Raw genomic sequence first — 25,030 nt, 5'->3', positions numbered from 1 at the left:
GCTCAAAAACGCCCGGCGGCTCGCCACCCGATATGACAAAACCGCCGATAGCTATCTCGGCTTCATCCACCTCGTCTCAATCCGGCTGTGGATGCGCCAATTTGTCAACGCCTCCTAACGCGATCGGCGTAGGTCACGTTGTCAGTGGCTTTTAACTGCACGGCGAACTTGAGGCCTGTCGACTCTCCTGCTGCGGTGAATATTTCGACGTCTCGGTCGACGCCGTAGTCAGGTACTACTATGCGAGACACCCACGCGCGCGGCAGCATGTCCTCGAAGCGCCTTATAGAAATGTCCTCGACCTGGTGCGATCGTGGCCGGCGCGGCATGATCTTCCCTCTATTTATTCGCTGGGAATACATGGTGGAGCTTTGAGCTGCCGTCGAGACCTCTTGACGCGCAAAAAGTCCTCAACCCTATTGGCACGCCGTGTATCGACTTGCCACGGTGAGGCAATTTCGCCGACCTTGAGCATTGAATTGTCTCTACCCATGTCCTATCTAACGTCCAGAATATGGACGGAGAATGGGACATGGCTAGCGCCGAACCAACACCCGACAAAGGCGCATCGATCCGCGCGCAGGGCCATGACGGGCGTTTGTCGGCGAAGGCCGCAGTCGGAAATACGCCTCCAATCGCCCTCGCTAGCCACTTCGTGATGGAGTTCATGGACAACGGCGGGCTGGTCGATGTCGATCGTGTCGCGACCGCATTCCGCATGACCAAGGGGCAACTGGCCGAGACAGCGGGCCTTGCCACCGCGACCATCTCCAAGACCGATCGCAAGGCGTCGCCGCGCACGCAGGCGCGCGTCACCGAAATGCTCGAGATCATCAGCCGCGTCCGCGCATGGGCCGGCGGCGAGGCGCAAGCGATGGCGTGGTATCGCTCGCAGCCGATCCCCGCGCTCGACTCGCGGACGCCCGAGGCGCTGGTCAAGGCGGGTCAGGCTGGCGCCGTGCGCGACTATCTCGATCATATGGCGCTGGGCGGCTTTGCTTGAGATTTGTCGGGCGCTGCTATCGCGGCCATGATCCGGCGTGGTCGTTCTCGCCGCTTTCCGGCGGCGGCGCGGCCTTCACCGGCGGGCGCTTCAACCGCAAGGGGGAGCCAACGCTCCATCTCTCGCTCGATGTGATGACCGCGATCGGCGAATGCACGCAAGGCTTCAGCCAGCGGCTGTTGCCACTCACGATGTGCGAATATGACGTGGATTGCGACGCTATCGCCGATCTGCGCGACGATGCCGGGCGCGTTGCGCTGGGTGTGACGTGGGACGAACTCGACTGTGCCTGGCTAACGGCGCTGCGCGCTGGTCGCGATGCGCCGTCATGGCGCGTCGCGGACCGACTGAAAGAAGCGGGCTATGGTGGCATCCTCGTGCCGAGTTTCGTGCCGGGTGCGACGAGCGAGAACAACAATCTGGTGCTGTGGCGCTGGGGAGCCGATCTGCCGCATCGGGTGATCGTCCATGATCCGACCGGGCGGTTGCCGAGGGATCAGCTTTCCTGGTCGTGATGGTCGTGTGCGTTGATGTTGACCCATTGCTCAAGCTCTGTCTGGGCGGCGGCAGTAACGCGCCACTGCGCCCATCTAACGGCCTTCCCAACTGGACCCCGCCCTTCGCCGGGGAGCGGATGGCAGAGGAGTCGGATCAGGGTTTGAGGTGCCCCCGCAAAAACGCCACACTATCCCCCAACACCGGCGCCTTGCCCCGAAACGGCTTCGACAGCGCCATCGCTACATTTTCATGGCTGAGGCCCGGATAGTCGATCACCTTCACCCTCGTGCCCAGCGCGGTTAGTTTTGCCGCGAGGTCATAGGCATTGTGCGGCCTGACCGTGGTGTCGGCGGTCGAGGTGACGAGCAGCATCGGCGGCGCGGCGGCGCTGGCGAAGGTGATCGGCTGGGTCATCGCCGGGTCGGCGGCGTTGCTGAACGCGTCGATCGCCCGCTTTGAGGTGAAGGGGTAGAAATTATAAGGCCCCGACAGGCCGACCGCGGCGCGGATGATATGCGGGTCGACGCCTTCGGCGCGCAGCCAGCGCGGGTCGAGCGTCAGCATCGCCACGGTATAGGCGCCGGCCGAGTGACCGGTCACGCCGATCCGCGCCGGGTCGCCGCCATATTCGGCGATATGGTCGCGGGTCCATTTCACCGCCTCGGCGCCGTCCTGCAGCATGGCGGGGAAGTGGATCTGCGGCACCTTGCGGTAATCGGGCACGACGACGACGAAGCCGGCCTTGGCGAAGGCGCGCGCGGCAAAGGCATAGGCGCGGCGGTCGCCATCGACCCAGCCGCCGCCATACCAGAAGATCAGCACCGGGTTGCCGGTGGCGAGCGCGCCAGCCGGGCGCCATACGTCTAGTGTCTGGCCGTGGTTGCCGAACGGGATCGCGCTGCCCGGCCGTTGGGTCCCGATGCCGCCACCGATCGCGGCATCGAGGATGCTGAGCTGGCCCGGCGGCGAAACGAAGGCGAGCATCAGGCCGACGCCGGCGAGAAGGACGACGATGGCGACGATCGCGACGGTGATGGCATGGCGGATCATGTCCGGTAATCGGCGGTGATGCTGCCCGCCGCGGCGAGCTCGGCTTCGTGCTCGGCCTCACGCCATGTCTCGGCCAGCGCGGCGCTTTCCCATGCGCGCATCGCGGGGTGGGCGAGGATATGGTCGACCCAGGCCCGGCCGGCGGCGCCGACATCGAGAGCATAGGTGCGGACGCGGAAGGCGACCGGGGCGTAGAAGGCATCGACCGCGGTGAAGCTGTCTCCGGCGAGCCATGGCCCGCCGAAGCGCGCCAGCCCTTGCGCCCATAGCTCGGCAAGCCGCGCGACCTGGCGTTCGAGCGCGGCGGAGGCGGGCCTTGGCGTTATGCGGACGCCGACATTCATCGGGCAATCGCCTCGCAGCGCGCCAAAGCCGCCATGCATCTCGCAGGTCGCGGCATAGGCCCAGGCGCGCGCTGCCTCGTCCGCCGGCCATACGCCGGGATGGCGCTCGGCGAGATAGAGCGTGATGCCGAGCGAATCCCAGATCGTCCGCTCGCCATCGATCAGCACGGGCACCTGGCCGGTCGGCGAGAAGGCGCGGAAGGCGGCATGATTGTCGGCCGCAGCGAAGGGCTCGATGCGTTCGGCGAACGGAATGTCGAGCGCCTTCATCAACAGCCACGGGCGAAGCGACCAGCTCGAATAGTTGCGATTGGCGGTGATCAGGACATAGCGCATCGCTGTCGGTTCTTCCCTCATGGCTGCTTCGACGCCTCGGCCTTGAGATAGCGGTGGATCATCGCGATCTCGTCGTCGTGCAGCGCGTGGAGATTCTCGCCGGCAATCGTCGCCATCAGGCCGAGCTTCCGTCCGCCAGCGGCGACGCCGGTGCGCAGCAGGCGGTGGAAGTCGGCATCGCTATAGGCGGCGGCGATCGGGGCCAGCGCCGGCACGGTTTCGCTGTCATGCGTGCGGTCGGCGTGCAGGTCGTGGCATTCGGCGCACAGCGCCTGGGTGAAATATCTGCCAGAGTCGGCCGGCCGTGCTTTCGGCGCGACGCTTTCCGCGACCGCGCTCTGGCGCAAATCGCCGCCGAGCATCTGCCAGCGTGCCTCTGGGCCCCACCAGGTATCAGCCAGCGAATCGTCGGGTGCCGGGCGCAGCGTGCGTGCCCAGGCGATGATCCGGCCGAGATCGTCATCGGCAAGGTTGCGCTCCGACCAGGTCGGCATGACGAACAACGTGGCGCCGCGACGGGTGACGCCGTGGCGGATGAGGCGCGCAACCTCGGCGTCGGAATAATCCGCCAGCCGCCGCGCGATCGCCGGCGGCGCGACCTGGCCATACCAGCGATCGACCGGGGTCCATACCGCGCCCTTGCCATCGCCATGGCAGCTCGGACAGCCGAGCAATGTGGCGAGCCGCGCGCCTTCGGCGATCGACGCGGCGTCGTGCGGCACAGCGATGGCGACCGGGGCGATGCGATGGTCGCGGCGGATGATATATTCGGACGCCGCCGAGAAGATCAGCAGTGCGGCCAGCAGCAGCGCGACGACCGTCAGCGCGATGCGCATGGCGGTGCGGTGGCGGGCGGGGCGGGCCGCGTCGGGCAACACGCCGTCAGACAATATAATGCGCGGTGGTCTTGGCGGCGATTTCCTCCGCCGTCACGCCCGGCGCCGTTTCGAGCAGCCGGAACGGCGAGGCATGATCGGGGCGCTGGAACACCGCGAGGTCGGTGACGATCATGTCGACGACGTTCTTGCCGGTCAGCGGCAGCGTGCACGCCGGGATGAATTTGGGGTCGCCGTTCTTGCTGGTGTGTTCCATCACGACGATGATCTTCTTCACGCCGGCGACGAGGTCCATCGCGCCGCCCATGCCCTTGATCATCTTGCCCGGGATCATCCAGTTGGCGATGTCACCATTCTCGGCGACTTCCATCGCGCCGAGCACGGTCAGGTCGATATGCCCGCCGCGGATCATCGCGAAGCTGTCGGCGCTGGAGAAATAGACCGATTGCGGCAGCTCGCTGATCGTCTGCTTGCCGGCATTGATCAGGTCGGCGTCTTCCTCGCCGGCGAAAGGGAAGGGGCCGATGCCGAGCATGCCGTTTTCCGACTGCAGCGTCACCTCGACCCCGGTCGGGATGTGGTTGGCGACGAGCGTCGGGATGCCGATGCCGAGATTGACGTAATAACCGTCCTTCAGCTCGCGCGCGGCACGCGCCGCCATCTCGTCACGGGTCCAGGTCATTGTTCGGCTCCAGCCTGATGTTCGTTTCTCTTTTCGTCACCCCGGACTTGTTCCGGGGTCCACCGTGCCGCGTGAGCAACCATCCGCGCGTTAGCGGGCCGGTGGATGCCGGAACAAGTCCGGCATGACGGCTGTGGTTATTGCGGCGCCGCACCCGACGCGGGCGCAGGGCCGGGGTCGGTCCAGCGCTTGTCGGCCGGGAAGGCGTCGTCGAGCCCGCCCTTGAGTCCGCTGCCGTAAACCGGGTTGGGCAGGATGAACCAGCCATGCCCCCAGATGGTGCGCAGCGCGTCGCCGTCGATCGCGGCGCGGCGCGCGGCGGGGGTCATGGCGGGGCCGTTGAACAGGTCGGAGAAATCGCCGAGCTGGTCGCCGACCATTGCGATGACGCAGAACTTGGCGGCGATGGCGTGGCGGCGCGCGTCCTTGCCCGGGCCGGCGCCGGCATCGCCCTGCAGCCACAGATTCGCGAGATGCGTGACCGGGCCGAGCCCGGCACCGTCGAGCGCCGCGGCGGTCTCGGCGGCGTTGCTCGCCAGGCGGTTGGAATTATAGACCATCGTCACGCCGCTGGTCTTGGCGATCTTGGCCGCTTCGAGGATGCCGGGGGTCGCGGCGACGGCGTGCATGCCGGTCTTCTCCCAGCGATCCCAGCGCGCCTGATCGTAACTGCCGCTGCGCTGCGCCTCATCGGCTTCGTAGCCGAGGTTGAGCAGCGAGGTCTCGTCCACATCGAGCACCACCGCGAGCGGCTTGTCGTCGCACGGCTCGAACTTCGGTGCGGCGAGCGTCGCCTCGGGGGTCAACACCGCCGACCATACCTTGAGCCCGACCGCACGGTCGCTCGAGCGCGCGATCATCATGTCGATCAGCCCGCGATAGGCCTGGACGCTGAGCGCGGCGCCTTCGCCCGAGCCATAGAGGAACTGCATGCCGGGGGTAATGCCGGCCGGCGCCGGTGCGGCCGGCGGCGCGGCCTGGGGAGGAGGTGCCGACGCCATGACAGGTGCTGCCGCCGCGGTCGGTGCGGTTGCGGCGGGTGGCGTGGCGCTTGCCTCGGCGGGAGCGCCGGGCAGGTCCGGGGCCGTGTTGTGCTTGATCTGCTTCTTGCCGATCATCGCCGCAGCGGCGATCGGAACGATCGCGGCGACGCAGCCCGACATCGTCCAGGCGGTGCTGCACAGCGCGAGCGTGGCGATGGCGCGCTTCATGCCGCCACCCGTTCGCGCACGGTGCGGAATTCGATCTTCTTGTCGTACGGCGCGCCGAGGATCAGCCGGTTCACATAAATGCCCGGCAAATGCACGCCATCGGGATCGAGCGACCCCACTGGCACGATTTCCTCGACCTCGGCGATGCAGACCTTGCCGGCAGTAGCCATCGGCTGGTTGAAGTTGCGCGCGGTCTTGCGGAAGATCAGATTGCCGGCGGCATCCGCCTTCCAGCCTTTGATGATCGCGAGGTCGGCGCGGATGCCGCGTTCGAGGATATATTCCTCGCCGTCGAACGTCTTGCTTTCCTTGCCCTCGGCGACCTGGGTGCCGACGCCGGTTTTCGTATAGAAACCGGGGATGCCGGCGCCGCCGGCGCGGCAGCGCTCGGCCAGCGTGCCCTGCGGGCAGAATTCGACCTCGAGCTCGCCCGAGAGATATTGCCGCTCGAACTCCTTGTTCTCGCCGACATAGGAGGAGATCATCTTCTTAACCTGGCGCGTGCGCAGCAGCTTGCCGAGCCCCTCGCCATCGATCCCGGCATTGTTGCTGGCGATCGTCAGGCCGGTCGTCCCGGCATCGCGGATCGCGTCGATCAGCCGCTCGGGGATGCCGCACAGGCCGAAGCCGCCGGCGCAGATCGTCATGCCATCGAACAACACGCCATCGAGCGCGGCGGCGGCATCGGGATAGAGTTTCTGCATTCAGGGCCCCTCCAGGTCGTGGCGCGCCGATTAACCGAGTCGCCGCGTTCGTCAATTGCAAGTCACGCCTACACGCTTGCGCGGCGTAACGCAGCCGATCAGGCGCTGCCGGTCAAGTCGACGATGACGCTCGCGCGCGGATCGGCGCTGCCGGCCACCGCCTCGTGCCATGCCGCCAGCGCGCCGTCCCCGCCGTGGCGGCGGTCGAGTCTGGTGAACGCCGGCACGTCGGCGATGAACGCTGTCCAGCCGGCGCCCATCCGGCGGCTGAGTCCGTCGCCGCCCCAGTCGGCGGCGCGCTTCTCGATCCGGCCGGGTGCGAAGAAGCCGCTCTGGCGCGGGCCGGGCAGCGGCCCGCCCGAGGCGGCGGCGTCCCAATGCGCCTTGCCGACAACGAGGCTTAGCACGAGCTGCTCGCCGCACGCCGTGTGCACCGCGCGCGTCACGCCGGGGTTGCCGGCAATGTCGATCAGCGCGGTCGGGAGGGTCGCGTCGAGCGTATCGATCGCGTCATAGGTGACGATCCGGTCGTACAGGCCGGTAGCCGCGACGAAGGCGACGCTGCCCGGCGAGGTCAACGCGACCAGGGTCGGGCGCGCGTCGCGTTGGCGATAGGCATGGGCAAAGCCGAGCGCGGTCTTGCTCGACGCTGCCGAGACGAGAATCTGTGCCGCGCCATAATCGCCATGCTCGTCGAGTTGATCGGCGATCAGCCAGCCGGTCATGTAGAGCGGGCGGAATACCGGCCACCAGTCATGGTCCTCCGCCCGGTAATCGTCGAGCGCGGCGAGCCGTTGATAGCGATTATACACCGCCGGCAGCCCGGCGCGGCGCGGCAGCGTGTCGACGAAGCCGCCCGGCGTGACGCGTCCGGGGAACAGCGTGACATGGCTCGCCATCGGCCAATAGCCGTAGAGCCGCTCGCCAACAGCCACGCCCTCGACCGCCGAACGCGTGACGGTACCGAAACCCCATACCGGCAGCCGTCCGGGTGCATCGCGGTCGGCGAAGAAATCCCAATAGCCGCCATCGGGGCCGAACAGCCCGACCGGCTTGCCCAGCGCGGCATAGGTGACGTTGTTGGCGGTCATCGCGAACAGATCGACCGCGACCTCGATCGCGCCGTCGGGCAGCGCCGCCTCGGGCACGGCGACGACCGCCGCCTGCGTGATGTCGTCACGGTCGATGCCGATTGCCCAGCGGTTCATGGCTCCATCCCCTCGGTTATTCTTCTATTGCCCTTCCCCGGCGCAGGCCGGGGCCCCGTTGGAAAGGTCGTTGTAACGAAGCGCAGCGGTAGCAAACCTCTTTCACCTCAACTGGACCCCGACCGCCGCCGGGGAAGGCGATTCCATCGCGCCACCCCTCAGACATGCGCCCCGAACAAAGCGCCGACCGCCGCCGATGCACCCATCGCCAGCGCGCCCCAAAAGACGACGCGGGTGACGCCGCGCACCATGCTCGCGCCGCCGGTCCGCGCGCCGAGCGCGCCGAGAATCGCGAGCAGCACCAGCGAGACCGCGGTGATCGCGACTGCCAGCCGGTTCTCGGGGAACACCAGCACGCTCAGCACCGGCAGGATCGCGCCGACCGCAAAGCTCGCGGCCGAGGTCAGCGCCGCCTGGATCGGCCGCGCGACCATCGCCTCGTGGATGCCGAGCTCGTCGCGCATGTGCGCGCCGATCGCGTCATGCGCCATCAGCTGGTCGGCGACCTTGAGCGAAGTCTCGGCATCGACCCCGCGTGTGCGGTAGATCGCGGCGAGCTCGCGGCGTTCGGATTCGGGATCTTCCTTCAATTCGGCGAGCTCACGCGTGCGATCGGCATTTTCGGTGTCGGACTGCGAACTGACCGAGACATATTCGCCCGCGCCCATCGACATCGCGCCGGCCACCAGCCCGGCGATGCCGGTCAGCAGCACGACGCTGCGGCTCGACTCGGCGCTGGCCACGCCGACGATCAGGCTGGCGGTCGACAGGATGCCGTCATTGGCGCCGAGTACCGCGGCGCGCAGCCAGCCGATCCGCTGGACGAGATGCTTTTCGTGATGGTGGCGAATCATGCGGTCAATATTCCAGTTTCAGCCCCGGGCGCGGCCAGTCCATCCGCGCCAGTACGCCCGAACCCGACAGCGTGATATAGGCCGTGCGCCGATCCCGCCCGCCCCAACAGATATTGGTGGTGAAGATGTCGGGCGTGGCGACGAACTCGACCAGCTCGCCCGTCGGCGAGATCACTGAGATACCGCTCTCGCCGATCGTCGCGACGCAGATATTGCCGCACTCCTCGACGCCGAGCGAGTCGAAGAATTTGTAGCCGGCGGGGCGATAGAGCGGGATGCCGGGGCCACCCGGCCCGGCGCTGTCATCGACCTTGCCCGGCGCGATCACGTTGAAGGCGGTCAGCCGGCAGGTATAGGTTTCCGCCGCATAGAGCCGCGTTCCGTCGGGCGAGAGACCGATGCCATTGGGGTTCTCGCTCGGGAAGATCACTTCTTCGAGATGGCTGCCATCGGCTTTGGCATAGAAGATCCCGGTGATATCGCGTTCGCGCGGGCGGTTCTTGCCATGGTCGGTGAACCAGAAACCGCCATGCGCATCGAACACGATGTCGTTGGGGCCGCGCAACGAGCACCCAAAATCGCCATCCTTGTAGAGGATCTCGACCGCGCCGGTTCCGATGTCGATGCGCTCGATCCGCCCGCCCGAATAATTATCGGCCTGGCCGTGCGGCGCGAGAAAACCGGCGCTCTCGACCCAGTTGAACCCGCCATTGTTGCAGCAATAAAGCTTGCCGTCAGGGCCCATCGCCAGCCCGTTGGGCCCGCCGCCGGGCGTGGCGATGACCTGTTTGTCGCCTTCGGGCGAAACGCGCGTGATGCGGCCGGCGGCGATCTCGACCAGGATCACGCTGCCATCGGGCATCGCCACCGGGCCTTCGGGAAAGCGCAGGCCGGTCGCCATGGGGGTGAGCGTGGTCATCGGGTCATCCTCGCCATTTTGCGCCATGCTTTGCCGCGCCGCGTGGCGGGTGTCGAGCGGGATATCGGGGCAGGGGAGGCCCGCCTGATGTGGACACGCTCCCGGCCGCCGACTAGCCTCGCCTCGACAATCGATCAGGACGAGGAGCCGATGATGAAGCCGATGATGATGCTGGCACTGGCCATCGCCGGCGCGACCCTCGCGCCGGCTGCCGCACAGGCGGCGAGTTTCGATTGCGCCCGGGCGAGCGCGCCCGACGAAAAGGCGATCTGTGCCGACCGCACGCTCAACGATCTCGATGTCAAGATGACCACGCTCTACGACACCGACGGCCATTTCATGCTGATGGGCGCGCGCGCCGCGCTGCACGACGACCAGGTCGCCTGGCTCGCGACGCGGCGCGCGTGCCACGCCGACAAGGTCTGTCTCCGCAAGAGCTATTATGCCCGTATCGCCGTGCTGCAGCGCGTGATCGACGATGCCGCGCGGCGGTTGCTGGGCTGATCGATTGCGGTCGGCGCGAGATGCCAGCACCATTACAACCCGTTCGTGCAGAGCCTGTCGAAGCACCGCTTTTCCTGGACAAGCCCGGCGGGGACGGAGGTCTGCGGATCTTGGACAGCGTCTCGCGGATCAGCACCTTAGCCCCTCCCCTTCAGGCTACAGGATTCACACATTGTGGCGGCATGACTCTCCCTCTCCCCTTGTGGGAGAGGGAAGGGGCCCATCGCGTAGCGATGGGAAGGGTGAGGGGGACTGACGCGGACTGAAGCGGATGTCTCGTTCTGGACTCCCCCTCATCCGGCGCTAGGCGCCACCTTCTCCCACAAGGGGAGAAGGGATTCGGTGCCATCTCGCGTGATGTGTGAATAGGGTAGCCTGAAGGGGAGAGGCTTGAGAAAGCCACGCTCGCCACGATCAGGTAATGCGCGGCTAGGGCAGGCCAAACCCGTCATGCCGCTTGTCCCGCACCCGGTCGTTACCCTAGCGTCGCCGGCGCCATGATCTCGCGCCCCGCATGCTGAGCCTGCTCGACCAGGCCAATCTCAACCTGCAGGAAGCGCGAGCATTGCGGGCGGCCGGTGCGTCCTATCGCGACATCGGCCGCCGTCTGCGTCTCACCTCGAACCAGCTCGGTCACATCCGCCGCACGCTCAAGCGCGAAAAGGCCGGGCGCACGCGATTGCTGAACGGCAAGCCGGATGCGACCGATCGCGACCTGCCGGTCGGCCGCTCGGCGTTGCCCGCCGGCCTGCGCAAGCGGCTGGTCGCCTCGGGCTACAAAACGCTCGGCGACCTTGCCGACCGGCTCGCCGATCCCGACTTTCCCGGCCTCGAAACCATGCCCGGTATCGGCCCGCACCGCGCCCGGCTCGTGGAACGTGTGCTCGATCAGTTCGAGCTGCTGCCGGGACCGAGCGATTTGCAGGCCGAAATCGAGAAGCTCTTCCCGGAATTGGGTGACGCACCCTGATCCGCGCGACGCGCTGAACCCGACGCCATTCATCCACCGTTCACCTGCTTGACTACAAACGTAATCATCAAGATTACAGGCGTAGTCAGTACGGGAGCGATTCGAAATGGCCGAGCGTATCAGCGATGCCGAGCATGCCGTGATGGAGGTGCTGTGGGACGATAGCCCGCTCACCGCGCAGGATGTCTCCGAGCGCCTCGCCTCGGGCAAGGACTGGTCGGCCAATACCGTCAAGACATTGCTCGGCCGGCTGCTCGCCAAGTCGGTGATCGCGCATGTCGCCGATGGCCGGCGCTATCTCTACCGCCCGCTCGTCGCGCGTGAGGATTATGTCGCGGGCGAGAGCCGCAAGCTGATGGACCGGCTGTTCGGCGGCAAGCTGACGCCGCTGGTCGCCCACCTTGCCGAGCGCGACGAGCTCACCGCGCAGGACATCGAAGAGATCGAGGCGCTGCTCAAGGGGCTCAAGTCGTGAGCGCGCCGCTGCCCTGGGCGATCGAGGCGCTGATCGCCTCGACCGTGCTGATGCTGCTCGTGCTGGTGCTGCGCCGCCATGTGCGGCGCGCCTTCGGCCCCGATGTCGCCTATGCGCTGTGGCTGTTGCCGCTGCTGCGTCTGTTGTTGCCGCCGCTGCCGCAGGGCTGGCACGAAGCCGCCGTCGCGCCGGTCGCGCGCGCCAGCGAAACCATCACCATCCTCGTCGCCGAGCCGCTCGGTTTGGGCGGGGGAGCCGCCGCGTCCGCCCCACAAACCCCTTTGCTTGGTCCAGCCCTGATCATGCTCTGGGTGGCGGGCGCGGCGGCGTTCATGCTGTGGCATTCGCTGGCGCATGCCCGCTTCTGCCGCCGCATGCTCGCCCAGCAACATGGCGGCGCGGCGATGGCGGACGGCGTCCATGTCATCGAGACCGATGCCGCGCGCGGCCCGCTCGCCTTCGGCATCTGGCGCCGCTACGTCGCCTTTCCGCGCGATTTCACCGAGCGCTACGACGCCGACGAGCGCGATCTCGCGCTGGCGCATGAGCTTGGCCATCATGCCCGTGGTGATCTGATCGCCAATTGGTTGGCGCTGGCCGTGCTTGCGCTGCACTGGTTCAATCCCGTCGCCTGGCGCGCCTTTCGCGCTTTCCGCGCCGACCAGGAAATCGCCAACGACGCGCGCGTCCTGGCCGGGCGCGATGCGGTGACGCGCCACCTTTATGCCTGCGCGATCGTCAAGGCCGCCCATGGTGGGGCGGTCTCCGCCGCCTGCCACCTCCACACCATCGAAGATCTGAAGGGGAGACTGAAAATGCTTACCACCCATCGTCCATCGCGTGCGCGGCTGATCAGCGGCGTCGGCACCGTCGCCCTGCTGACGCTGGTCGGCCTCGGCACCACCGCCTCGGGCACCCAGGCCGCCGAGCGCGTCCGTTCGAAGGTCGAGCAGGCCACCGGCGTCAAGCTCGACGAACTGCGCCTGCCCGTCGCGTTCCAGTCGGCGCCGCCGGCACCGCCCGCACCCGAGGCGCCCGGCGCGATGCCGGCCGCGCCCGCACCACCGGCGCCGCCGGCGCTCGGTGCCGACGGCAAGCCGATGAAGCATCGTTACCGGATCATCATTCGCGACCGCGACGGCCATGTCACCGAGTCCGACAGCGAAACCGCGCCCGATGGCATCGCAATGGTCGCGCCGGTGCCGCCCGTACCGCCCGTGCCCCCCGTGCCGGGCATGCACACCCGCACCATGACGCGGATCATCCGGCGCGACCGCGATGGCCATGTCGTGACGGAGGATTTCACCGGCGACATCCCGAAGATCAGCAGCGCGGACTGCGCCGGCCCCGACACCGCGCGGCCGCCGGTGATCCGCGACGAAAAGGACGGCAAGCGCATCATCATCATCTGCCACAACCGCATCGAGCGGATGGCGCATGACGGCGCGGCGATGGCGGCGCGCAGCGGCGACATCGCACGCAACGCCTACACCCACGCGCTGGCCGGCCTGCGCTCGGCACGCGCCTCGGTTGCCGGCAATACGGCCATGGCCGCCGAAGCCCGCAGCCAGGCGCTCAAGGGGATCGACGAGGCGATCAGCGAAATCGAAAGCGACATCGCCAAGGAGAAGTGAGCGACCTCCTTTAACCATCACCCCGGGCTTGTTCCGGGGGCCACCGGCCCGCAAACGCGCACGCCGCGGATCTGCGGCAGGTAGACCCCGGAACGAGGTCCGGGGCGCCTATGGCGCTCCGCGCTGCAGGCATCTTGCCGACCGCGCCCATCGCTTGGACCAAGCCACTGTAATTGATCCGATCTGAACCCATCTCCAGTTGACGCATTCCGCGTTGGATGGTCAACCGGTCGAGGCAGATCGGGAGACGCAGTGATGCGCAATCGGGCAGTGATGGCCCATGTGGCGGCCGTTATTATTGGGTGTTTCGGCGGTGGTGCCGCGCACGCCCGCTTCTTGCAGGTCGATCCGGTCGGCCACAAGGATCAGGTCAACCTGTACGCCTATGTCAACAACGATCCGATCGATGGGGTCGATCCGACCGGTACCACCTGCACGGGGTCGGAGAGTAACGGCAAGACCACCTATTCGTGCCATATCGATAGCGTCGCTGTTCAAGGAAAAGATGGAAAGTGGACAACGCGAGCACCAACGGCCGCTGAAAACAAAAGGTTTGCGGGCTTCAATGCGCGATATACGGCGGCCGTGAATCAGCTCGCCCAAAACCCGAACAGGACGGTTACGGTAGCGGCAATACTTAAAAATGGTCTTGGTTCATTCAGAGAGACGGCTGGACAGGCGGCATCCTCTTTGATCGGTCGACAATTCGTTTACGACGGAAAAGGTGCGTCCGGCGTGACGATGCAAACCGCTGGTGGGTACAACCAATTCACGGGTCGCGTGGAGGGAGCTACGACATTCGTCCATGACTTCGGTTTAAGTAATGCTCGCGGAAGCAGTATCGTTCATGATGGCGGAATGCATGCCACCTACCAAGAATTTGCGGGCCACCTTCAAAATGGCTCACTGGCAAATTACGATCATTGGCAGCAGTATAATGACGCGGCCTGCGGATTGCTTGGCGGGCAAGACTGTGCAAAGTAAGATTTTGCTTCTCTTGACAATCATTTTGGCGGCTTGCGGGTCGAAGAGTTCTGCAGGGGCCAAATATGGCGATGCGGCACAGGCCGTATACATTAGTATCGACTATGCGCATGTGATGGTTTTTGCCGAACATGCCTTTCGGACCGGCGATCTGCACGCATTGATGGAGGGTCTCTATCCCAACGTCCCGGCAAAATCACTTCAACTACCCGGAGGCATTAGCTGTTTCTCGATCGGATATCCCGGGATCAGTGAAGAGTTTGCGATAAAGCGACCGATCAAACTCGGCGAAAAATATCAATGCCGAGGTTCAATATTCACCGTACAAAAATGCTTCCAAGATTGTAAGTCAGCGGTCATTTTTCGTGAAATTATTCCGAGTGGTCCTCCTCGTTCTGATGGAGCAAAAGTTCCCTCATACATGCTTGTCGATGAATGTCGCGGGATGGTGGCGTTGAACTACACGAATGATTTATCCGCAAGTATACCACACAACTCTCTTTTGTTGCGGGGAGAAATGGGAATTTTCAACACAAAGAGATTGTCGGCGTGTGAGCACTATTGACCGCAGGCTTGCAGAAATCCGTAACTTCTATTCGTTTGCGAGCATGTCGGTTGCGATGGCTTCGGTTCGGCAGATGACTGGTCGATTGCGTGTAATCGCTGCCCTATGCCTTGCCATATGCTCGTCTCCTGCATTCGGGCAATCGGGACCGAAGGCAGCTGCAACTGTCAGAGAAGTACTCAACCGGCCCAGCGCAAGCCTCGACTACCTCGAAGCCGCGACGACTTTTGATCGGCTGATCGACAGAGGCAGCAACATCGCCGCGACCAATGCGACCGTGGCCCGGTTGGTGGACGCCGCCGACCGTGGCCCGGTTGGTGGACGCCGCTCGCCAGATGGCCGGCCCTAAGCCGAACGACTCCGACAAGCTCTCGGCGACGCGCCAGGCGATCTATGTTGCCGGAGCATGGAACTACAATCGGGCATTCAGCTACGATCTCGACGATCCGCTCGGGCAGCATATCAAGAATCGGCTGCTCTCGACCTATGTTCAGACCCGCAAAGGCAACTGCGTCTCGATGCCGACACTGTTCCTGATCGTTGCCGATAGGATCGGCTTGAATGTCCATCTCGCGACTGCGCCGCTGCATCTTTTTATCCGCTACACCGATCCAAACGGCGTGGATCACAATCTTGAGACGACGAGCGGCGGACACGAAGCGCGCACCGAATGGTATCGTGAGAACCTGCCGATGACCGATCGGGCGATCGAGAGTGGCGCCTATATGCGAACGCTGACCAAGCGTGAGACGATCGCTGAAATGGCGACGATTGTTATGGATCACCTGCTCGACGAACACCGCTATCAGGAAGCCATCGACGTTGCTGACGCGATCCTGGCTGTTGTGCCGCGCGATGCGTATACGATGGTAAAAAAGGGCAGCGCGCTCGCGGGTCTGCTGCACCAAGAGTTCATCGACAATTATCCCAACCCTGCTTTGATTCCCTCAGCGCTCCGTCCGCGCTATCAGATGCTCGCCGCTGCCAATGCCAAGGCATTCGGAGAGGCAGAGGCACTTGGTTGGGAGCCGTCGAAGTAGGGATCGCCCTCACCACAATCTGCGTGGAATTGCCGCACGGCATCCATCGCGCGGGCCAATGATCTGATTCAAATCGGCGCGACGCTGTGTTGTAGCGTGCCCATGCCCGCTCCGCCCAGCCGCCGCCGCCCGCAACCCTGCGGCCCGCGAAATTCCCTGCCGCGGCCGCCAAAAATTGATAAAATTCCCTGCCAATTCCCTGCCGGCAGGGAATTCGCGCCACATCGCCCGGCACACCACGCCCTTGCGTTCGCGCCGTTCAGCCGCCATCTCACCGCCATGGCCGACCAACCGACCGGCGTGCCGGAACAGCTCGAACCGCTGGTGGCGCGCCTGCTCGCGCCTAACCCGTCGCCCTTCACCAACACCGGCACGCAGGTGCATCTCGTCGGCACCACCGACCTTGCGGTGGTCGATCCCGGTCCCGACGATCCCGCGCATATCACGGCGATGCTGCGCGCGATTGACGGGCGGCCGGTGGCGGCGATCGTCGTCACGCATACCCACCGCGACCACAGCCCGGCGTCGCGCGCGCTGGCGCGTGCGACCGGCGCGCCGATCGTCGGCTGCGCGCCGCTCGTGCTCGACGATCTCGGCCCGCGCGCCGATGCCAGCTTCGACCCCGATTATGCCCCCGACCTGATCCTCGCCGACGGCGAGAGCGTCGGCGGGCAGGGCTGGACGCTCGTCGCGGTCGCGACGCCGGGCCACACCTCCAACCATCTGTGCTTCGCGCTGCCCGAGGCCGGCGCGCTGTTCACCGGCGACCATGTCATGGGCTGGTCGACCAGCATCGTCTCGCCGCCCGACGGCGACATGGCGGCCTATATGGCGAGCCTGGACAAGCTGCTGCAGCGCGACGACAGGATCTATTACCCGGCGCATGGCGATCCGGTCGACCGGCCGCAGCGGCTGGTGCGCGGCATGCTCGGCCACCGCAAGCAGCGCGAGGGGCAGATCCTGCGGTTGCTCGGCGCGGGGGCGAGCGACATCCCGGCGATGACCGAGAAAATGTATGTCGGGCTCGACCGGCGCCTGCTGCCCGCCGCCGAACGCTCGGTGCTGGCGCATCTGATCGACCTGCGCGACCGCGGCATCGTCACCGAAGCCGGCACTATTTGGGGGATGGCGGCATGAGCTTTATCGGCAAGTTCGCCGCCGCGCTGGCGTTGATCGGTCTGTTCATCGCCGCCGGCTTCTGGGCGCTTGGCGCCTATGTCGGGGGCAAGTTCAAGAGCCCCGATCCGGTGACGATCGCCAGCGGCTCGGTAGCGGGCCTGCGCGAGCAGAACCGGCTGTCGGCCTTTGCGGCGAGCTTCGTCGCGGTGACCACCTCGACCGTCTCGCAATATGGGCTCAGCACGCAGAAGACGATGATCACCCCCGGCACGGTGCGCTACGAGGTCGATCTCGCCAAGCTGACCGCCAAGGACGTCACCTGGGACGCCAACAGCAAGACGCTCGGCGTGACACTGCCGCAAATCGAGGTGTCGCAGCCGCAGATCGATCTCAACCAGATCAAGGAATATGGCACCGGCGGCATCCTCTCCAAGCTGACCGATGCCGACGCGAGGATCGAAACCGCCAATCGCACCGCCGGCCAGCAGCAGCTCGTTGCGCAGGCGCATGGCGCCGTGCCGATGGGCCTTGCCCGGGACGCGACGCGGCGTGCGATCGAGCGCAGCTTCGCGCTGCCGCTGCGCGCGGCGGGGATCGATGCCAAGGTCCGCGTGCGCTTCGCCGACGAGCCCAAGGACGGGGATTCGGTGTGGGATGCCAGCCCGTCGATCGAGGAAGTGCTCAAGCTCAAGCCAGGCGCGCGCTGATTCAATTGCCGGCGAATCGCGCCTAGACGATCGCCGCGTCGGGTTCGCCTCCGAGCCGTCGCCGCAGCGGGCGGAGCAGCAGCATGATGCCAAGTCCCGCGCCGCCGACGATCGCGGCATGGATCAGCCAGAAGGCGGTGGGCGAGAGCGTTTCGTACAGCCCGCCGATCCGCCCGCTGGTGACCGAGGCGGCGAAGGTCGCGAGGTAGCTGATCCCGACCAGCGTGCCGCGATATTGCGGCGGTGCCCTGGTGGCATAGAGCGCGAGCGAGACGGGCGTGAAATACAGCCAGCCGGTGTTGGAGATGAGATGGAACGCCACCGCCCACAGCAACGGCGCGCGCCCGTCCGGCCCGGCGACGAGTGGTGCCGCCGCCAGCCACGTCACGCCAGCGGCGAAGATCGCACAGCCGATGGCGAGCTTGGCGAGGTCGTCGGGCTCGCTGCCCTTCGCTGCCTGGCGCTGCCACAGCGCGAGGATCAGCGGCATGACGAGGATCGGCGACACCCCGTCGAGCGCCTGCAGCCAGGCGACCGGCGTGTCGAACCCGGCGACGCGCAGGTTCACATGATCGCTGACCCACAGATTGTAGACATTCCACACCTGGCTCTGCGCGACCCAGAAGCACATCTGGAGCGGCCAGAACATCGCCAGCCCGGCGATCCGGCGGCGCTCGGCGGCGGTCAGCGGGGCGGTGACGACGGCCGCCTCGCGCCGGGCATCGGCCGGCAGGTGACGCTGGCCGACGGCGTAGACGATCAGTCCGATCAGCATGCCGAACCCGGCAAAGCCGAAGCCGGCGTGCCAGCTATAATATTTCGCCAGCGCGCCGGTGGCGATCGGCGCGATGAAGGCGCCGAGGTTGATCGCGACATAATAGAGCTGGAAGGCATCGACCTCGCGCCGGTCGCCATCGGCATAGAGCGACTTGACCTGCGCGCTGAGATTGCCGCGCAGCAGCCCGGCGCCGCAGATCAGCAGCAGCAGCGCGACCAGGAACGACGCGTCGAAGGCGAGCGCGAAATGGCCCGCGGTCATCAGCAGCGCGCCGAGCGTCACCGCAATACGCCGACCGGTCACCCGGTCGCCGATCGCGCCGCCGATGACGGGGGTGAAATAGACCAGGCCGACATAGAGGCCGAAGGTCTGCGCCGCGAGTGCCTTGACCGACAGCGGGCCGGTGAGATGCTCGATCGCGGCGCGGAAGCCGGCAAAGCCGACGACATGCTCGATATGGCCGGGCAGCAGCAGCGTATCGACCATGTAGAGCACGAGCAGCGCCTGCATGCCGTGGAACGAGATGCGGTCCCACAATTCGGTCCCGGCGAGCACCCACAGCCCGCGCGGCTGGCCCCACAGATCCGCCTGGTGCGAGGATTTCGTGGCGGACGTCATCCGGCGGCAAGCTGGCATGGCAACGCATGGCTGACAAGCGCGCCGCGAATGCCTATCTGCGGCGCAACGGGAGACCCGATATGACTGCGATTGCCCAGAACCTCACCGGCCTCGACCTGCGCGCCGAAATCGACCGGCTGCGCAAGGAGCGCAATGCCGTCATCCTAGCGCATTATTACCAGAAGCCCGAAATCCAGGACCTCGCCGATTTCGTCGGCGACAGCCTCGACCTCAGTCGCAAGGCGCAGGCGACGAATGCCGATGTCATCGCCTTTTGCGGCGTGCGCTTCATGGCCGAGACGGCCAAGATTCTCAGCCCCGAGAAGATCGTCGTGCTGCCCGACATGGATGCCGGGTGCAGCCTCGAGGACAGCTGCCCGCCCGACAAGTTCGCCGCGTTCCGCGCCGCGCATCCCGATCACATCGCGCTGACCTATATCAACTGCTCGACCGAGGTGAAGGCGCTGAGCGACGTGATCGTCACCAGCTCGTCGGCCGAGAAGATCCTGTCGCAGATCCCCAAGGACCAGAAGATCATCTTCGGCCCCGACCGCAATCTCGGCGGCTATCTGGTGCGCAAGACCGGGCGCGAGATGCTGTTGTGGCCGGGCGTGTGCATCGTCCACGAGGCGTTCAGCGAGACCGAGCTGATGAAGCTCAAGGCGCAGTACCCGGATGCGCCGATCGCCGCGCACCCCGAATGCCCGCCGGTGATCCTCGACCATGCCGATTATGTCGGCTCGACCAGCGGCATCCTTGCCTATGCCAAGGCCAGCCCGTCCAAGGTGGTGATCGTCGCGACCGAGCCGCACATCATCCACCAGATGGAAAAGGCGGTGCCCGACAAGCTGTTCATCGGCGCGCCCGGCGCCGACGGCAACTGCAACTGCAACATCTGCCCGTACATGGCGCTCAACACGCTGGAGAAGCTCTACCTCGCGCTGCGCGACCTGACGCCGCGCGTCGAAATCGAGGAGGGGCTGCGGCTCAAGGCCAAGAAGAGCCTCGATGCGATGCTCGCGATGGCCGGCGGCACGGTCGGCATGGGCGACCTCGGCCCGGTGAAGGTAACGGGGGATTGAGAGCGGGGCTGGCCCTGATTTCGGTGGCGGCGCTGGCGACGGGCTGTGGCTCCGGCAAGGCCGAGCAAGGCAAGCCGGGCGTAGTCGCGGCCCGTTCGCGACCGACAGCCGCCCCGACATTGGTTGCCGGAACGACAGTCACACGCCAGACGTGCCCGGAACCGCATCTGGCCAGGAATGACCCGCATTACGCGGTGCCACTGTCTGCGCCTTTGTCGATCCCGCGTGCGTACCGGAATATCGTCAGTTCAACGCGGCGGGTGATGACCATCCAGAGTCTCGGCCAGAAACCGGTCTGCGTGGAGCTCGGCGAACTTGTCGGCGAGGCCACGGATTTCCGGTCATATAACAAACGGTTTCTGGGATTTTATCACCGCGGTTTCGAAGCTTTCGGCTATCGTCTCATCGACCGGGTCGGCCAGATCGATATCGAAACGGGCGACGCCCCCGATTTCTCCGAGGATGGCACGATGCTGGCCTCGGTGCAGCTCGTCCCGGAAGGTGACATGGAAGGCGATTTCGACGCGATCGGTATTTGGGAGGTGATGCCCGACCGGACCGTGATACGCGCCGCTTTCGCTTCCGATGCCGTGCCGCGCGGCGCATTGTGGCAAAGCGAAGGTTGGCAGGGCAATCGGTGCGTCGCTTTTTCGTCGATCCCTTCCGACGTCTATGCGGCCGCCATGAGGGATCTTACCGACCTCAACACGTTCGACGCGGTGATGGCCGGCCTGTCCAGGCGCTACTTCCGGGTGATCAGCACCGGCGGGAAATGGCGTTTTGAAAAGAGCGCGACGGACGAGCCATGTGATCGGAAAGCGATCGGAACGACATCGGCCGGTGGCAAGCGGTGACGTCGCGCCGCGAAGCCGCAGGCCTTACCCGACGCGGTGCGATCGCGTCGGCGGCGCTGATCGCCGCGGGGCCCGCCTTTGCCGGCAAGGGCGACCGGGTCGACTGGCACGCGTTGGCCGAAGACGTGCGCGGCGAGATGCGCTGGGCGTGGGGGGAGTATCGCCGGCTCGCCTGGGGCAAGGACCAGATCATGCCGGTGTCGGGCGGCAATGAGAGCTTCCCGCTCAAGACCGCGCATCTCGGCCTGTCGCTGATCGAGGCGATGGACACCTTGTGGGTGATGGGGCTCGACGCCGAATTCGCCGAGGCGCTCGGCCGGGTGAAGGCACAGGCCGATTTCGCGGTCGACGGCGAGGTGTCGGTGTTCGAGACCTCGATCCGGCTGGTCGGCGGGCTGCTGTCGGCGCATCATGCCTGTGGTGATCCGGTACTGCTGGCCAAGGCGCGCGACCTGGCTGATCGCCTGCTGCCGGCCTTCGATACACCGACCGGCATGCCGTATCGCTACATCAACCTGAAGACCGGCGCGCAGCGCGACCCGGCGACCAACCCGGCCGAGGTCGGGACCTATCTCCCGGAGTACGGCACGCTCAGCCGGCTGACCGGCGACCCGCGTTATGGCGATGTCGCCAAGCGCGCGTTGGTCGCGATGTATGCACGGCGCTCGAAGATCGGACTGCTCGCCGACAAGATCGACGCGACGACCGGCGCATGGCTGAGCCGCCGCGCGACGATCGGGCCGCCGTCGAACAGCTATTACGAATATCTGTGGGATGGCTGGCAGCTGTTCGGCGATGTCGAGTGCAAGGCGATGTACGACAGCTGCACCGTCGCGATCCTGCGCCATCAGCTGGTCAGGGCGAAGGGGCAGCTGTGGTTGGTCGATGTCGATTTCGAAACCGGCGCGCCGCTGTCGAGCGAGCAGGACGAGCTCGCCTCCTTCTATGGCGGGCTGCTGGCGCAGGGCGGGGCGGGGGCTACGGGCGCGGCCTATACGCGCGCCTGGGCGAGCGTGCAGGCGCAGTTCGGCATCCTGCCCGAAGGCTATGATTTCGCCACCGGCAAGCCGACCTCGGTAACCAACGCGCTGCGCCCCGAACTGGTCGATGCCGCGTTCAATCACTGGCTGCTCGACCGCAGGCTCGAATGGCGGATGCTCGGGCGCGCGCATTATCTGGCGATGAAGCGCTGGAACAAGGCGGCGCATGGCTATGCCGACATGGCCGATGTGACGACCAAGGCGCAGGCCGATCATTGCCCGGGTTACTGGTGGTCCGAGCAGATGAAATATTACTGGCTGCTGTTCAGCGACGCCCCGCGCTTCGACTACCAGCGCAACTATCTGTCGACCGAGGGCAATGTGCTACTGGGCTTTCGCCGTTGACGAGCGAACGAGGAAATAGAGCCCGGCCAGTACCAGCGGGATGCTGAGCGTCTGGCCCATCGTCAGGCCCCACCACAGATGTTCGAGGCCGGCGTCGGGCTGGCGGACGAACTCCAACGCGAAGCGCGCGCAGCCGTAGATCAACAGGCCGGTGCCGAGCAGCCGCCCCGGCTTGAGCCGCGCGTCGGTGCGCCAGAAGAGATAGAGGAGGACGATCATCGACAGCCCGCCTTCGAGCGCCGCCTCATAGAGCTGGCTCGGGTGCCGCGGGATGCCGTCATGCGTGTCGGGGAAGATCACCGCCCAGGGCAACGTGCTGGGGCGGCCCCACAGCTCGCCGTTGACGAAGTTGGCGAGGCGCACGAGGATCAGCCCGAAAGGCGTGGCGCAGGCGACATAGTCGCAGACGCGCAGCAGCGAGAGCTGGTGGCGCCGCGCGAAGAGCCACAGTGCGAGGATCACGCCGAGAAAGCCGCCATGGAGCGACATGCCGCCCTGCCACAGCTTGAACACGTCGAGCGGGTGCGCCCACAGCCCGGGCTGGTAGAACAGCGTATAGCCGATCCGGCCGCCGAGGATGACGCCGAGCGTGACGTAGAAGACGAGGTCGTCGACATGGCGCTTCGCCATCGGCGCGCCCGAGCGGGTCAGCAGCTTGCCGAGATACCACCAGCCGAGCACGATCATCGCGATATAGCTCAGCGCGTACCAGCGGATCTGCACCACGCCGAGATCGAGCGCGATCGGCGACAGGTGCATGTGGTCGTAGTTCAGCGCGGACGCCGCGGCGGCAATGTCGATCATCATCTTCCCTGTCTCAGCCGATCGGCAGATCGAACACCAGTTCGCGCACGAAGCGCGCGGGCGGCGAGCCATGGGCAAGGACGGCGTCGTTATAGATCTTGAGGTCGAAGCGCGCGCCGAACCGGCGTTTGGCCTCGTCGCGCATCGCCATGTGCTCGGCATAACCGGTGAAGTAGCTGAGCAGCTGGGTCGAGCCGAGGCTCGCACGCGTCCATTTGCCGGCCGCCTCGCGCTCCTGCTGGAAGGCGGTCTTCGTCATCAGCTCCATCGCCTGCTCGCGCGTCATGCCCTCGGTGTGGATGCCGATGTCGAGCAGCGCGTTGGTGATCGAGCGCAGCCGCATCTTGAGCACCGTCAGTTTGAACAGCGGATCGCCGTTCATGTAGCCGGCATCGGCCATCATGCCCTCGGCATAGACCGCCCAGCCTTCGACGAACGGCCCCGACGACAGCACCGCGCGCAGCACGCTGTGGTTCTGGTTGGCGTGCGCGATCTGGAGGTAGTGCCCCGGCATCGCCTCGTGGATGCTGAGGTCTTGGATCATATAGTCGTTATATTCGCTCAGGAACGAGGTCGCCTGCGCCTCACTCCACTCGTCGGGGATCGGCGAGATGGCGAACAGCGTGTCGAGCTGCCGTTCGAGCGCGCCGGGGCCGTCGCAATAGGCGACCGCGACGCCCTGGCGGAACTTGGGCATGGTGATGATCTTCACCGGGCTGTCGGGCACCGACACCAGCCCCTTGGCGCGGACGAAGTCGGTCGCCTGGGCGAGCGTTGCGCGCGCCTTGGCCACCACGCCGTCGCGGGCGGGACGCTCGCGATAGCTCAGCGCCAGTGCCGCCTCGATCGCGGCCTGTTGCTGCGCATCGCTCGGTAGGTCGGGCAAGGCGGGGGCGTCGGGTTTGCCAGCGAGCACCTGGCGGGCCAGCGCGTACATCTGTGCGCGGGTCTCGGTGACGGCGGCGGTGGCGCGGGCCTTGATCTCCTGCCGGCTGAGCGTCGAGACCAAAGCGAACTTCATCTTCTGGTCGTAGCGCTCGGCGCCGAGGCGAAGCTCTCCCTTAGCCTGCGGGACCAGTACCGTATCGAGCCAGTGCTGATGCTCGGCGACGGCGCGCTTCAGCGTCGCGAGCGCGGAGGTGAAGCGCTGGCGGTCGGGCGCGCTCAGCGTGTCGGCATGCGGCGCGAGCATCGTCTCGGCAATGTCGACCACGCCACTGTTCTGCTTCGCCACGGTCGTTGCGTAGATCGCGGGAACGCGCGCCGGCACGATCTGCGCGCGGGCCTGGGCGAGGAAGGCGGGCATCGCCTCCATCCGCGCGGTCGCCGCCCTGAGGCGTTGCGGCCAGGGCGCGAAGTCGCGCGCGGCGAGGCCGTACAGCGCGCCACCGGCGATGCCGTTGTAGATCTGCGGATCCCATGACCAGCTGCGCAGCGTCTCGATCTGCCAGATCCGGTAGCGCAGCGCATTGTCGAGCAATGCGGCATCGACCTGGCTTTCGCGGCTGAGCGCCTTGCGATCGATGCCGGCGAGCACGGCGAGCAGCGCCTTGTCGTGCGCCAGCAGGCGCGCACGCCCCGCCGCAGAGACCTCGTCGAGCAGGTTGTCGAAGCGGTGGTCGCCCAGTGTCGTGCCGCTCGACGGCGCGAAACGCGCGATGCCCCGCACATAGCGCTGGCCGATCGCGGCGAAGCGCGCCTCGGCGCTGGCCGGCCGGGCGGCAACGGTGCGCGAAGCGACGGGCGCGGCCGCGCCGAGCAGCAGCGAGCTTCCGGCCAGCAGGGCGAGGGCGAAACGCATCGAAAGGGACCCCGTTTTTGCGATTGTCGGTGGTGGTGTAGCCATCCCGCCGGTAATCCGCCATG

At 66.2% G+C, this 25,030-nt stretch carries 27 protein-coding genes and 1 pseudogene; 15 read left to right on the top strand and 13 right to left on the bottom strand.

Translation table 11 applies throughout. The annotated features are described in order from the left end of the window. Positions 1-118 (top strand): annotated as a pseudogene (locus U1839_RS12870) (IS5 family transposase); the annotation flags it as partial. On the opposite strand, the gene U1839_RS26790 reads toward U1839_RS12870, so the two are convergent. After that, positions 105-329, bottom strand: coding sequence for a DUF4365 domain-containing protein (locus tag U1839_RS26790; RefSeq protein ID WP_443030611.1), 225 nt, complete (start codon positions 327-329; stop codon positions 105-107). The pseudogene U1839_RS12870 and the gene U1839_RS26790 sit on opposite strands and share 14 nt — an antisense overlap. 203 nt (positions 330-532) lie before the next feature. On the opposite strand from U1839_RS26790, the gene U1839_RS12865 reads away from it, so the two are divergent. Continuing rightward, positions 533-1,003 carry an antitoxin Xre/MbcA/ParS toxin-binding domain-containing protein gene (locus tag U1839_RS12865; protein WP_332804013.1) on the top strand — a complete coding sequence of 157 codons (471 nt, stop codon included), beginning with the start codon at positions 533-535 and terminating at the stop codon, positions 1,001-1,003. Further along, positions 1,000-1,518, top strand: a complete 519-nt coding sequence (locus tag U1839_RS12860) for an RES family NAD+ phosphorylase (protein WP_332804012.1) — start codon at positions 1,000-1,002, stop codon at positions 1,516-1,518. The genes U1839_RS12865 and U1839_RS12860 overlap by 4 nt, the downstream gene beginning before the upstream one ends. A gap of 136 nt (positions 1,519-1,654) precedes the next feature. Here U1839_RS12860 and U1839_RS12855 read toward each other — a convergent pair whose 3' ends face one another. The 9 genes from U1839_RS12855 to U1839_RS12815 form a co-directional block, all read right to left on the bottom strand. Then, complete coding sequence (locus U1839_RS12855) at positions 1,655-2,551, bottom strand: alpha/beta hydrolase (RefSeq protein WP_332804011.1); 897 nt, start codon at positions 2,549-2,551, stop codon at positions 1,655-1,657. Beyond that, positions 2,548-3,231 carry a glutathione S-transferase family protein gene (locus U1839_RS12850; protein ID WP_332804018.1) on the bottom strand — a complete coding sequence of 228 codons (684 nt, stop codon included), beginning with the start codon at positions 3,229-3,231 and terminating at the stop codon, positions 2,548-2,550. Before U1839_RS12850 ends, U1839_RS12855 begins: the two co-directional genes overlap by 4 nt. 17 nt (positions 3,232-3,248) lie before the next feature. Next, positions 3,249-4,109: a c-type cytochrome gene (locus U1839_RS12845; protein WP_332804010.1), complete on the bottom strand. Its 861-nt coding sequence runs from the start codon at positions 4,107-4,109 to the stop codon at positions 3,249-3,251. A gap of 4 nt (positions 4,110-4,113) precedes the next feature. Continuing rightward, positions 4,114-4,749, bottom strand: coding sequence for a CoA transferase subunit B (locus U1839_RS12840; RefSeq protein ID WP_332804009.1), 636 nt, complete (start codon positions 4,747-4,749; stop codon positions 4,114-4,116). A 137-nt stretch (positions 4,750-4,886) separates the two neighbouring features. Further along, positions 4,887-5,960 (bottom strand): HAD family acid phosphatase, encoded by a 1,074-nt coding sequence (locus tag U1839_RS12835; protein ID WP_332804008.1) that lies wholly within the window; start codon positions 5,958-5,960, stop codon positions 4,887-4,889. Further along, entirely contained in the window at positions 5,957-6,664 is a 708-nt protein-coding gene (locus U1839_RS12830) for a CoA transferase subunit A (RefSeq protein ID WP_332804007.1), read from the bottom strand. Before U1839_RS12830 ends, U1839_RS12835 begins: the two co-directional genes overlap by 4 nt. Positions 6,665-6,762: 98 nt before the next feature. Beyond that, a complete protein-coding gene (locus tag U1839_RS12825) occupies positions 6,763-7,872 on the bottom strand; it encodes a DUF2855 family protein (protein ID WP_332804006.1) in 1,110 nt (369 codons plus the stop codon). A 158-nt stretch (positions 7,873-8,030) separates the two neighbouring features. After that, a complete protein-coding gene (locus U1839_RS12820; protein WP_332804005.1) occupies positions 8,031-8,726 on the bottom strand; it encodes a VIT1/CCC1 transporter family protein in 696 nt (231 codons plus the stop codon). A 4-nt stretch (positions 8,727-8,730) separates the two neighbouring features. Next, positions 8,731-9,645, bottom strand: a complete 915-nt coding sequence (locus U1839_RS12815) for an SMP-30/gluconolactonase/LRE family protein (RefSeq protein WP_332804004.1) — start codon at positions 9,643-9,645, stop codon at positions 8,731-8,733. Between the two features lie 87 nt (positions 9,646-9,732). On the opposite strand from U1839_RS12815, the gene U1839_RS12810 reads away from it, so the two are divergent. From U1839_RS12810 to U1839_RS12770, 9 genes are all read left to right on the top strand, one after another. Continuing rightward, positions 9,733-10,149 (top strand): lysozyme inhibitor LprI family protein, encoded by a 417-nt coding sequence (locus tag U1839_RS12810; RefSeq protein ID WP_332804003.1) that lies wholly within the window; start codon positions 9,733-9,735, stop codon positions 10,147-10,149. 514 nt (positions 10,150-10,663) lie between these two features. Further along, positions 10,664-11,119 (top strand): hypothetical protein, encoded by a 456-nt coding sequence (locus U1839_RS12805; protein WP_332804002.1) that lies wholly within the window; start codon positions 10,664-10,666, stop codon positions 11,117-11,119. 106 nt (positions 11,120-11,225) lie between these two features. After that, a complete protein-coding gene (locus tag U1839_RS12800) occupies positions 11,226-11,594 on the top strand; it encodes a BlaI/MecI/CopY family transcriptional regulator (protein ID WP_332804001.1) in 369 nt (122 codons plus the stop codon). After that, entirely contained in the window at positions 11,591-13,228 is a 1,638-nt protein-coding gene (locus U1839_RS12795; protein WP_332804000.1) for a M56 family metallopeptidase, read from the top strand. The genes U1839_RS12800 and U1839_RS12795 overlap by 4 nt, the downstream gene beginning before the upstream one ends. Positions 13,229-13,483: 255 nt before the next feature. Beyond that, complete coding sequence (locus tag U1839_RS12790; protein WP_332803999.1) at positions 13,484-14,212, top strand: RHS repeat-associated core domain-containing protein; 729 nt, start codon at positions 13,484-13,486, stop codon at positions 14,210-14,212. Further along, complete coding sequence (locus U1839_RS12785) at positions 14,187-14,777, top strand: hypothetical protein (protein WP_332803998.1); 591 nt, start codon at positions 14,187-14,189, stop codon at positions 14,775-14,777. Before U1839_RS12790 ends, U1839_RS12785 begins: the two co-directional genes overlap by 26 nt. Before the next feature lie 305 nt (positions 14,778-15,082). Then, complete coding sequence (locus U1839_RS12780; protein ID WP_332803997.1) at positions 15,083-15,817, top strand: transglutaminase family protein; 735 nt, start codon at positions 15,083-15,085, stop codon at positions 15,815-15,817. 279 nt (positions 15,818-16,096) lie between these two features. Then, on the top strand, positions 16,097-16,954 hold the full coding sequence (locus tag U1839_RS12775) for an MBL fold metallo-hydrolase (RefSeq protein ID WP_332803996.1): 858 nt from the start codon (positions 16,097-16,099) through the stop codon (positions 16,952-16,954). Then, positions 16,951-17,643 carry a DUF4230 domain-containing protein gene (locus U1839_RS12770; protein WP_332803995.1) on the top strand — a complete coding sequence of 231 codons (693 nt, stop codon included), beginning with the start codon at positions 16,951-16,953 and terminating at the stop codon, positions 17,641-17,643. The genes U1839_RS12775 and U1839_RS12770 overlap by 4 nt, the downstream gene beginning before the upstream one ends. 22 nt (positions 17,644-17,665) lie before the next feature. Here the strand turns inward: U1839_RS12770 and U1839_RS12765 are convergent, their stop codons facing one another. Then, entirely contained in the window at positions 17,666-19,039 is a 1,374-nt protein-coding gene (locus U1839_RS12765) for a peptide MFS transporter (protein WP_332803994.1), read from the bottom strand. 80 nt (positions 19,040-19,119) lie between these two features. Between U1839_RS12765 and nadA the strand changes: the two genes are divergently transcribed. The 3 genes from nadA to U1839_RS12750 are packed head-to-tail and all read left to right on the top strand — an operon-like array spanning position 19,120 to position 22,360. Further along, positions 19,120-20,121, top strand: a complete 1,002-nt coding sequence (gene nadA, locus U1839_RS12760; RefSeq protein WP_332803993.1) for a quinolinate synthase NadA — start codon at positions 19,120-19,122, stop codon at positions 20,119-20,121. Positions 20,122-20,144: 23 nt separating this feature from the next. After that, complete coding sequence (locus tag U1839_RS12755) at positions 20,145-20,975, top strand: hypothetical protein (RefSeq protein WP_332803992.1); 831 nt, start codon at positions 20,145-20,147, stop codon at positions 20,973-20,975. Then, positions 20,972-22,360, top strand: coding sequence for a glycoside hydrolase family 47 protein (locus U1839_RS12750; protein ID WP_332803991.1), 1,389 nt, complete (start codon positions 20,972-20,974; stop codon positions 22,358-22,360). Before U1839_RS12755 ends, U1839_RS12750 begins: the two co-directional genes overlap by 4 nt. Here the strand turns inward: U1839_RS12750 and lgt are convergent. Beyond that, positions 22,340-23,167 carry a prolipoprotein diacylglyceryl transferase gene (gene lgt / locus U1839_RS12745; protein WP_332803990.1) on the bottom strand — a complete coding sequence of 276 codons (828 nt, stop codon included), beginning with the start codon at positions 23,165-23,167 and terminating at the stop codon, positions 22,340-22,342. The genes U1839_RS12750 and lgt overlap by 21 nt on opposite strands. A gap of 10 nt (positions 23,168-23,177) precedes the next feature. Continuing rightward, a complete protein-coding gene (locus U1839_RS12740) occupies positions 23,178-24,965 on the bottom strand; it encodes a DUF885 domain-containing protein (RefSeq protein WP_332803989.1) in 1,788 nt (595 codons plus the stop codon). Between the last annotated feature and the right edge of the window lie 65 nt (positions 24,966-25,030).

It is taken from the genome of Parasphingomonas halimpatiens, from assembly GCF_036663795.1.
Classification (GTDB): Bacteria; Pseudomonadota; Alphaproteobacteria; order Sphingomonadales; family Sphingomonadaceae; genus Sphingomonas.
This window is presented reverse-complemented; position numbering and strand designations above follow the sequence as displayed.

Bases quoted from the DNA above. Each gene is read 5' to 3' on its own strand.
- U1839_RS26790 (WP_443030611.1), bottom strand. From the start codon at position 329: ATGCCGCGCCGGCCACGATCGCACCAGGTCGAGGACATTTCTATAAGG.
- U1839_RS12865 (WP_332804013.1), top strand. From the start codon at position 533: ATGGCTAGCGCCGAACCAACACCCGACAAAGGCGCATCGATCCGCGCG.
- U1839_RS12855 (WP_332804011.1), bottom strand. From the start codon at position 2,551: ATGATCCGCCATGCCATCACCGTCGCGATCGTCGCCATCGTCGTCCTT.
- U1839_RS12850 (WP_332804018.1), bottom strand. From the start codon at position 3,231: ATGCGCTATGTCCTGATCACCGCCAATCGCAACTATTCGAGCTGGTCG.
- U1839_RS12840 (WP_332804009.1), bottom strand. From the start codon at position 4,749: ATGACCTGGACCCGTGACGAGATGGCGGCGCGTGCCGCGCGCGAGCTG.
- U1839_RS12835 (WP_332804008.1), bottom strand. From the start codon at position 5,960: ATGAAGCGCGCCATCGCCACGCTCGCGCTGTGCAGCACCGCCTGGACG.
- U1839_RS12830 (WP_332804007.1), bottom strand. From the start codon at position 6,664: ATGCAGAAACTCTATCCCGATGCCGCCGCCGCGCTCGATGGCGTGTTG.
- U1839_RS12825 (WP_332804006.1), bottom strand. From the start codon at position 7,872: ATGAACCGCTGGGCAATCGGCATCGACCGTGACGACATCACGCAGGCG.
- U1839_RS12820 (WP_332804005.1), bottom strand. From the start codon at position 8,726: ATGATTCGCCACCATCACGAAAAGCATCTCGTCCAGCGGATCGGCTGG.
- U1839_RS12815 (WP_332804004.1), bottom strand. From the start codon at position 9,645: ATGACCACGCTCACCCCCATGGCGACCGGCCTGCGCTTTCCCGAAGGC.
- U1839_RS12810 (WP_332804003.1), top strand. From the start codon at position 9,733: ATGTGGACACGCTCCCGGCCGCCGACTAGCCTCGCCTCGACAATCGAT.
- U1839_RS12805 (WP_332804002.1), top strand. From the start codon at position 10,664: ATGCTGAGCCTGCTCGACCAGGCCAATCTCAACCTGCAGGAAGCGCGA.
- U1839_RS12800 (WP_332804001.1), top strand. From the start codon at position 11,226: ATGGCCGAGCGTATCAGCGATGCCGAGCATGCCGTGATGGAGGTGCTG.
- U1839_RS12790 (WP_332803999.1), top strand. From the start codon at position 13,484: ATGCGCAATCGGGCAGTGATGGCCCATGTGGCGGCCGTTATTATTGGG.
- U1839_RS12775 (WP_332803996.1), top strand. From the start codon at position 16,097: ATGGCCGACCAACCGACCGGCGTGCCGGAACAGCTCGAACCGCTGGTG.
- U1839_RS12770 (WP_332803995.1), top strand. From the start codon at position 16,951: ATGAGCTTTATCGGCAAGTTCGCCGCCGCGCTGGCGTTGATCGGTCTG.
- U1839_RS12765 (WP_332803994.1), bottom strand. From the start codon at position 19,039: ATGACGTCCGCCACGAAATCCTCGCACCAGGCGGATCTGTGGGGCCAG.
- nadA (WP_332803993.1), top strand. From the start codon at position 19,120: ATGACTGCGATTGCCCAGAACCTCACCGGCCTCGACCTGCGCGCCGAA.
- lgt (WP_332803990.1), bottom strand. From the start codon at position 23,167: ATGATGATCGACATTGCCGCCGCGGCGTCCGCGCTGAACTACGACCAC.
- U1839_RS12740 (WP_332803989.1), bottom strand. From the start codon at position 24,965: ATGCGTTTCGCCCTCGCCCTGCTGGCCGGAAGCTCGCTGCTGCTCGGC.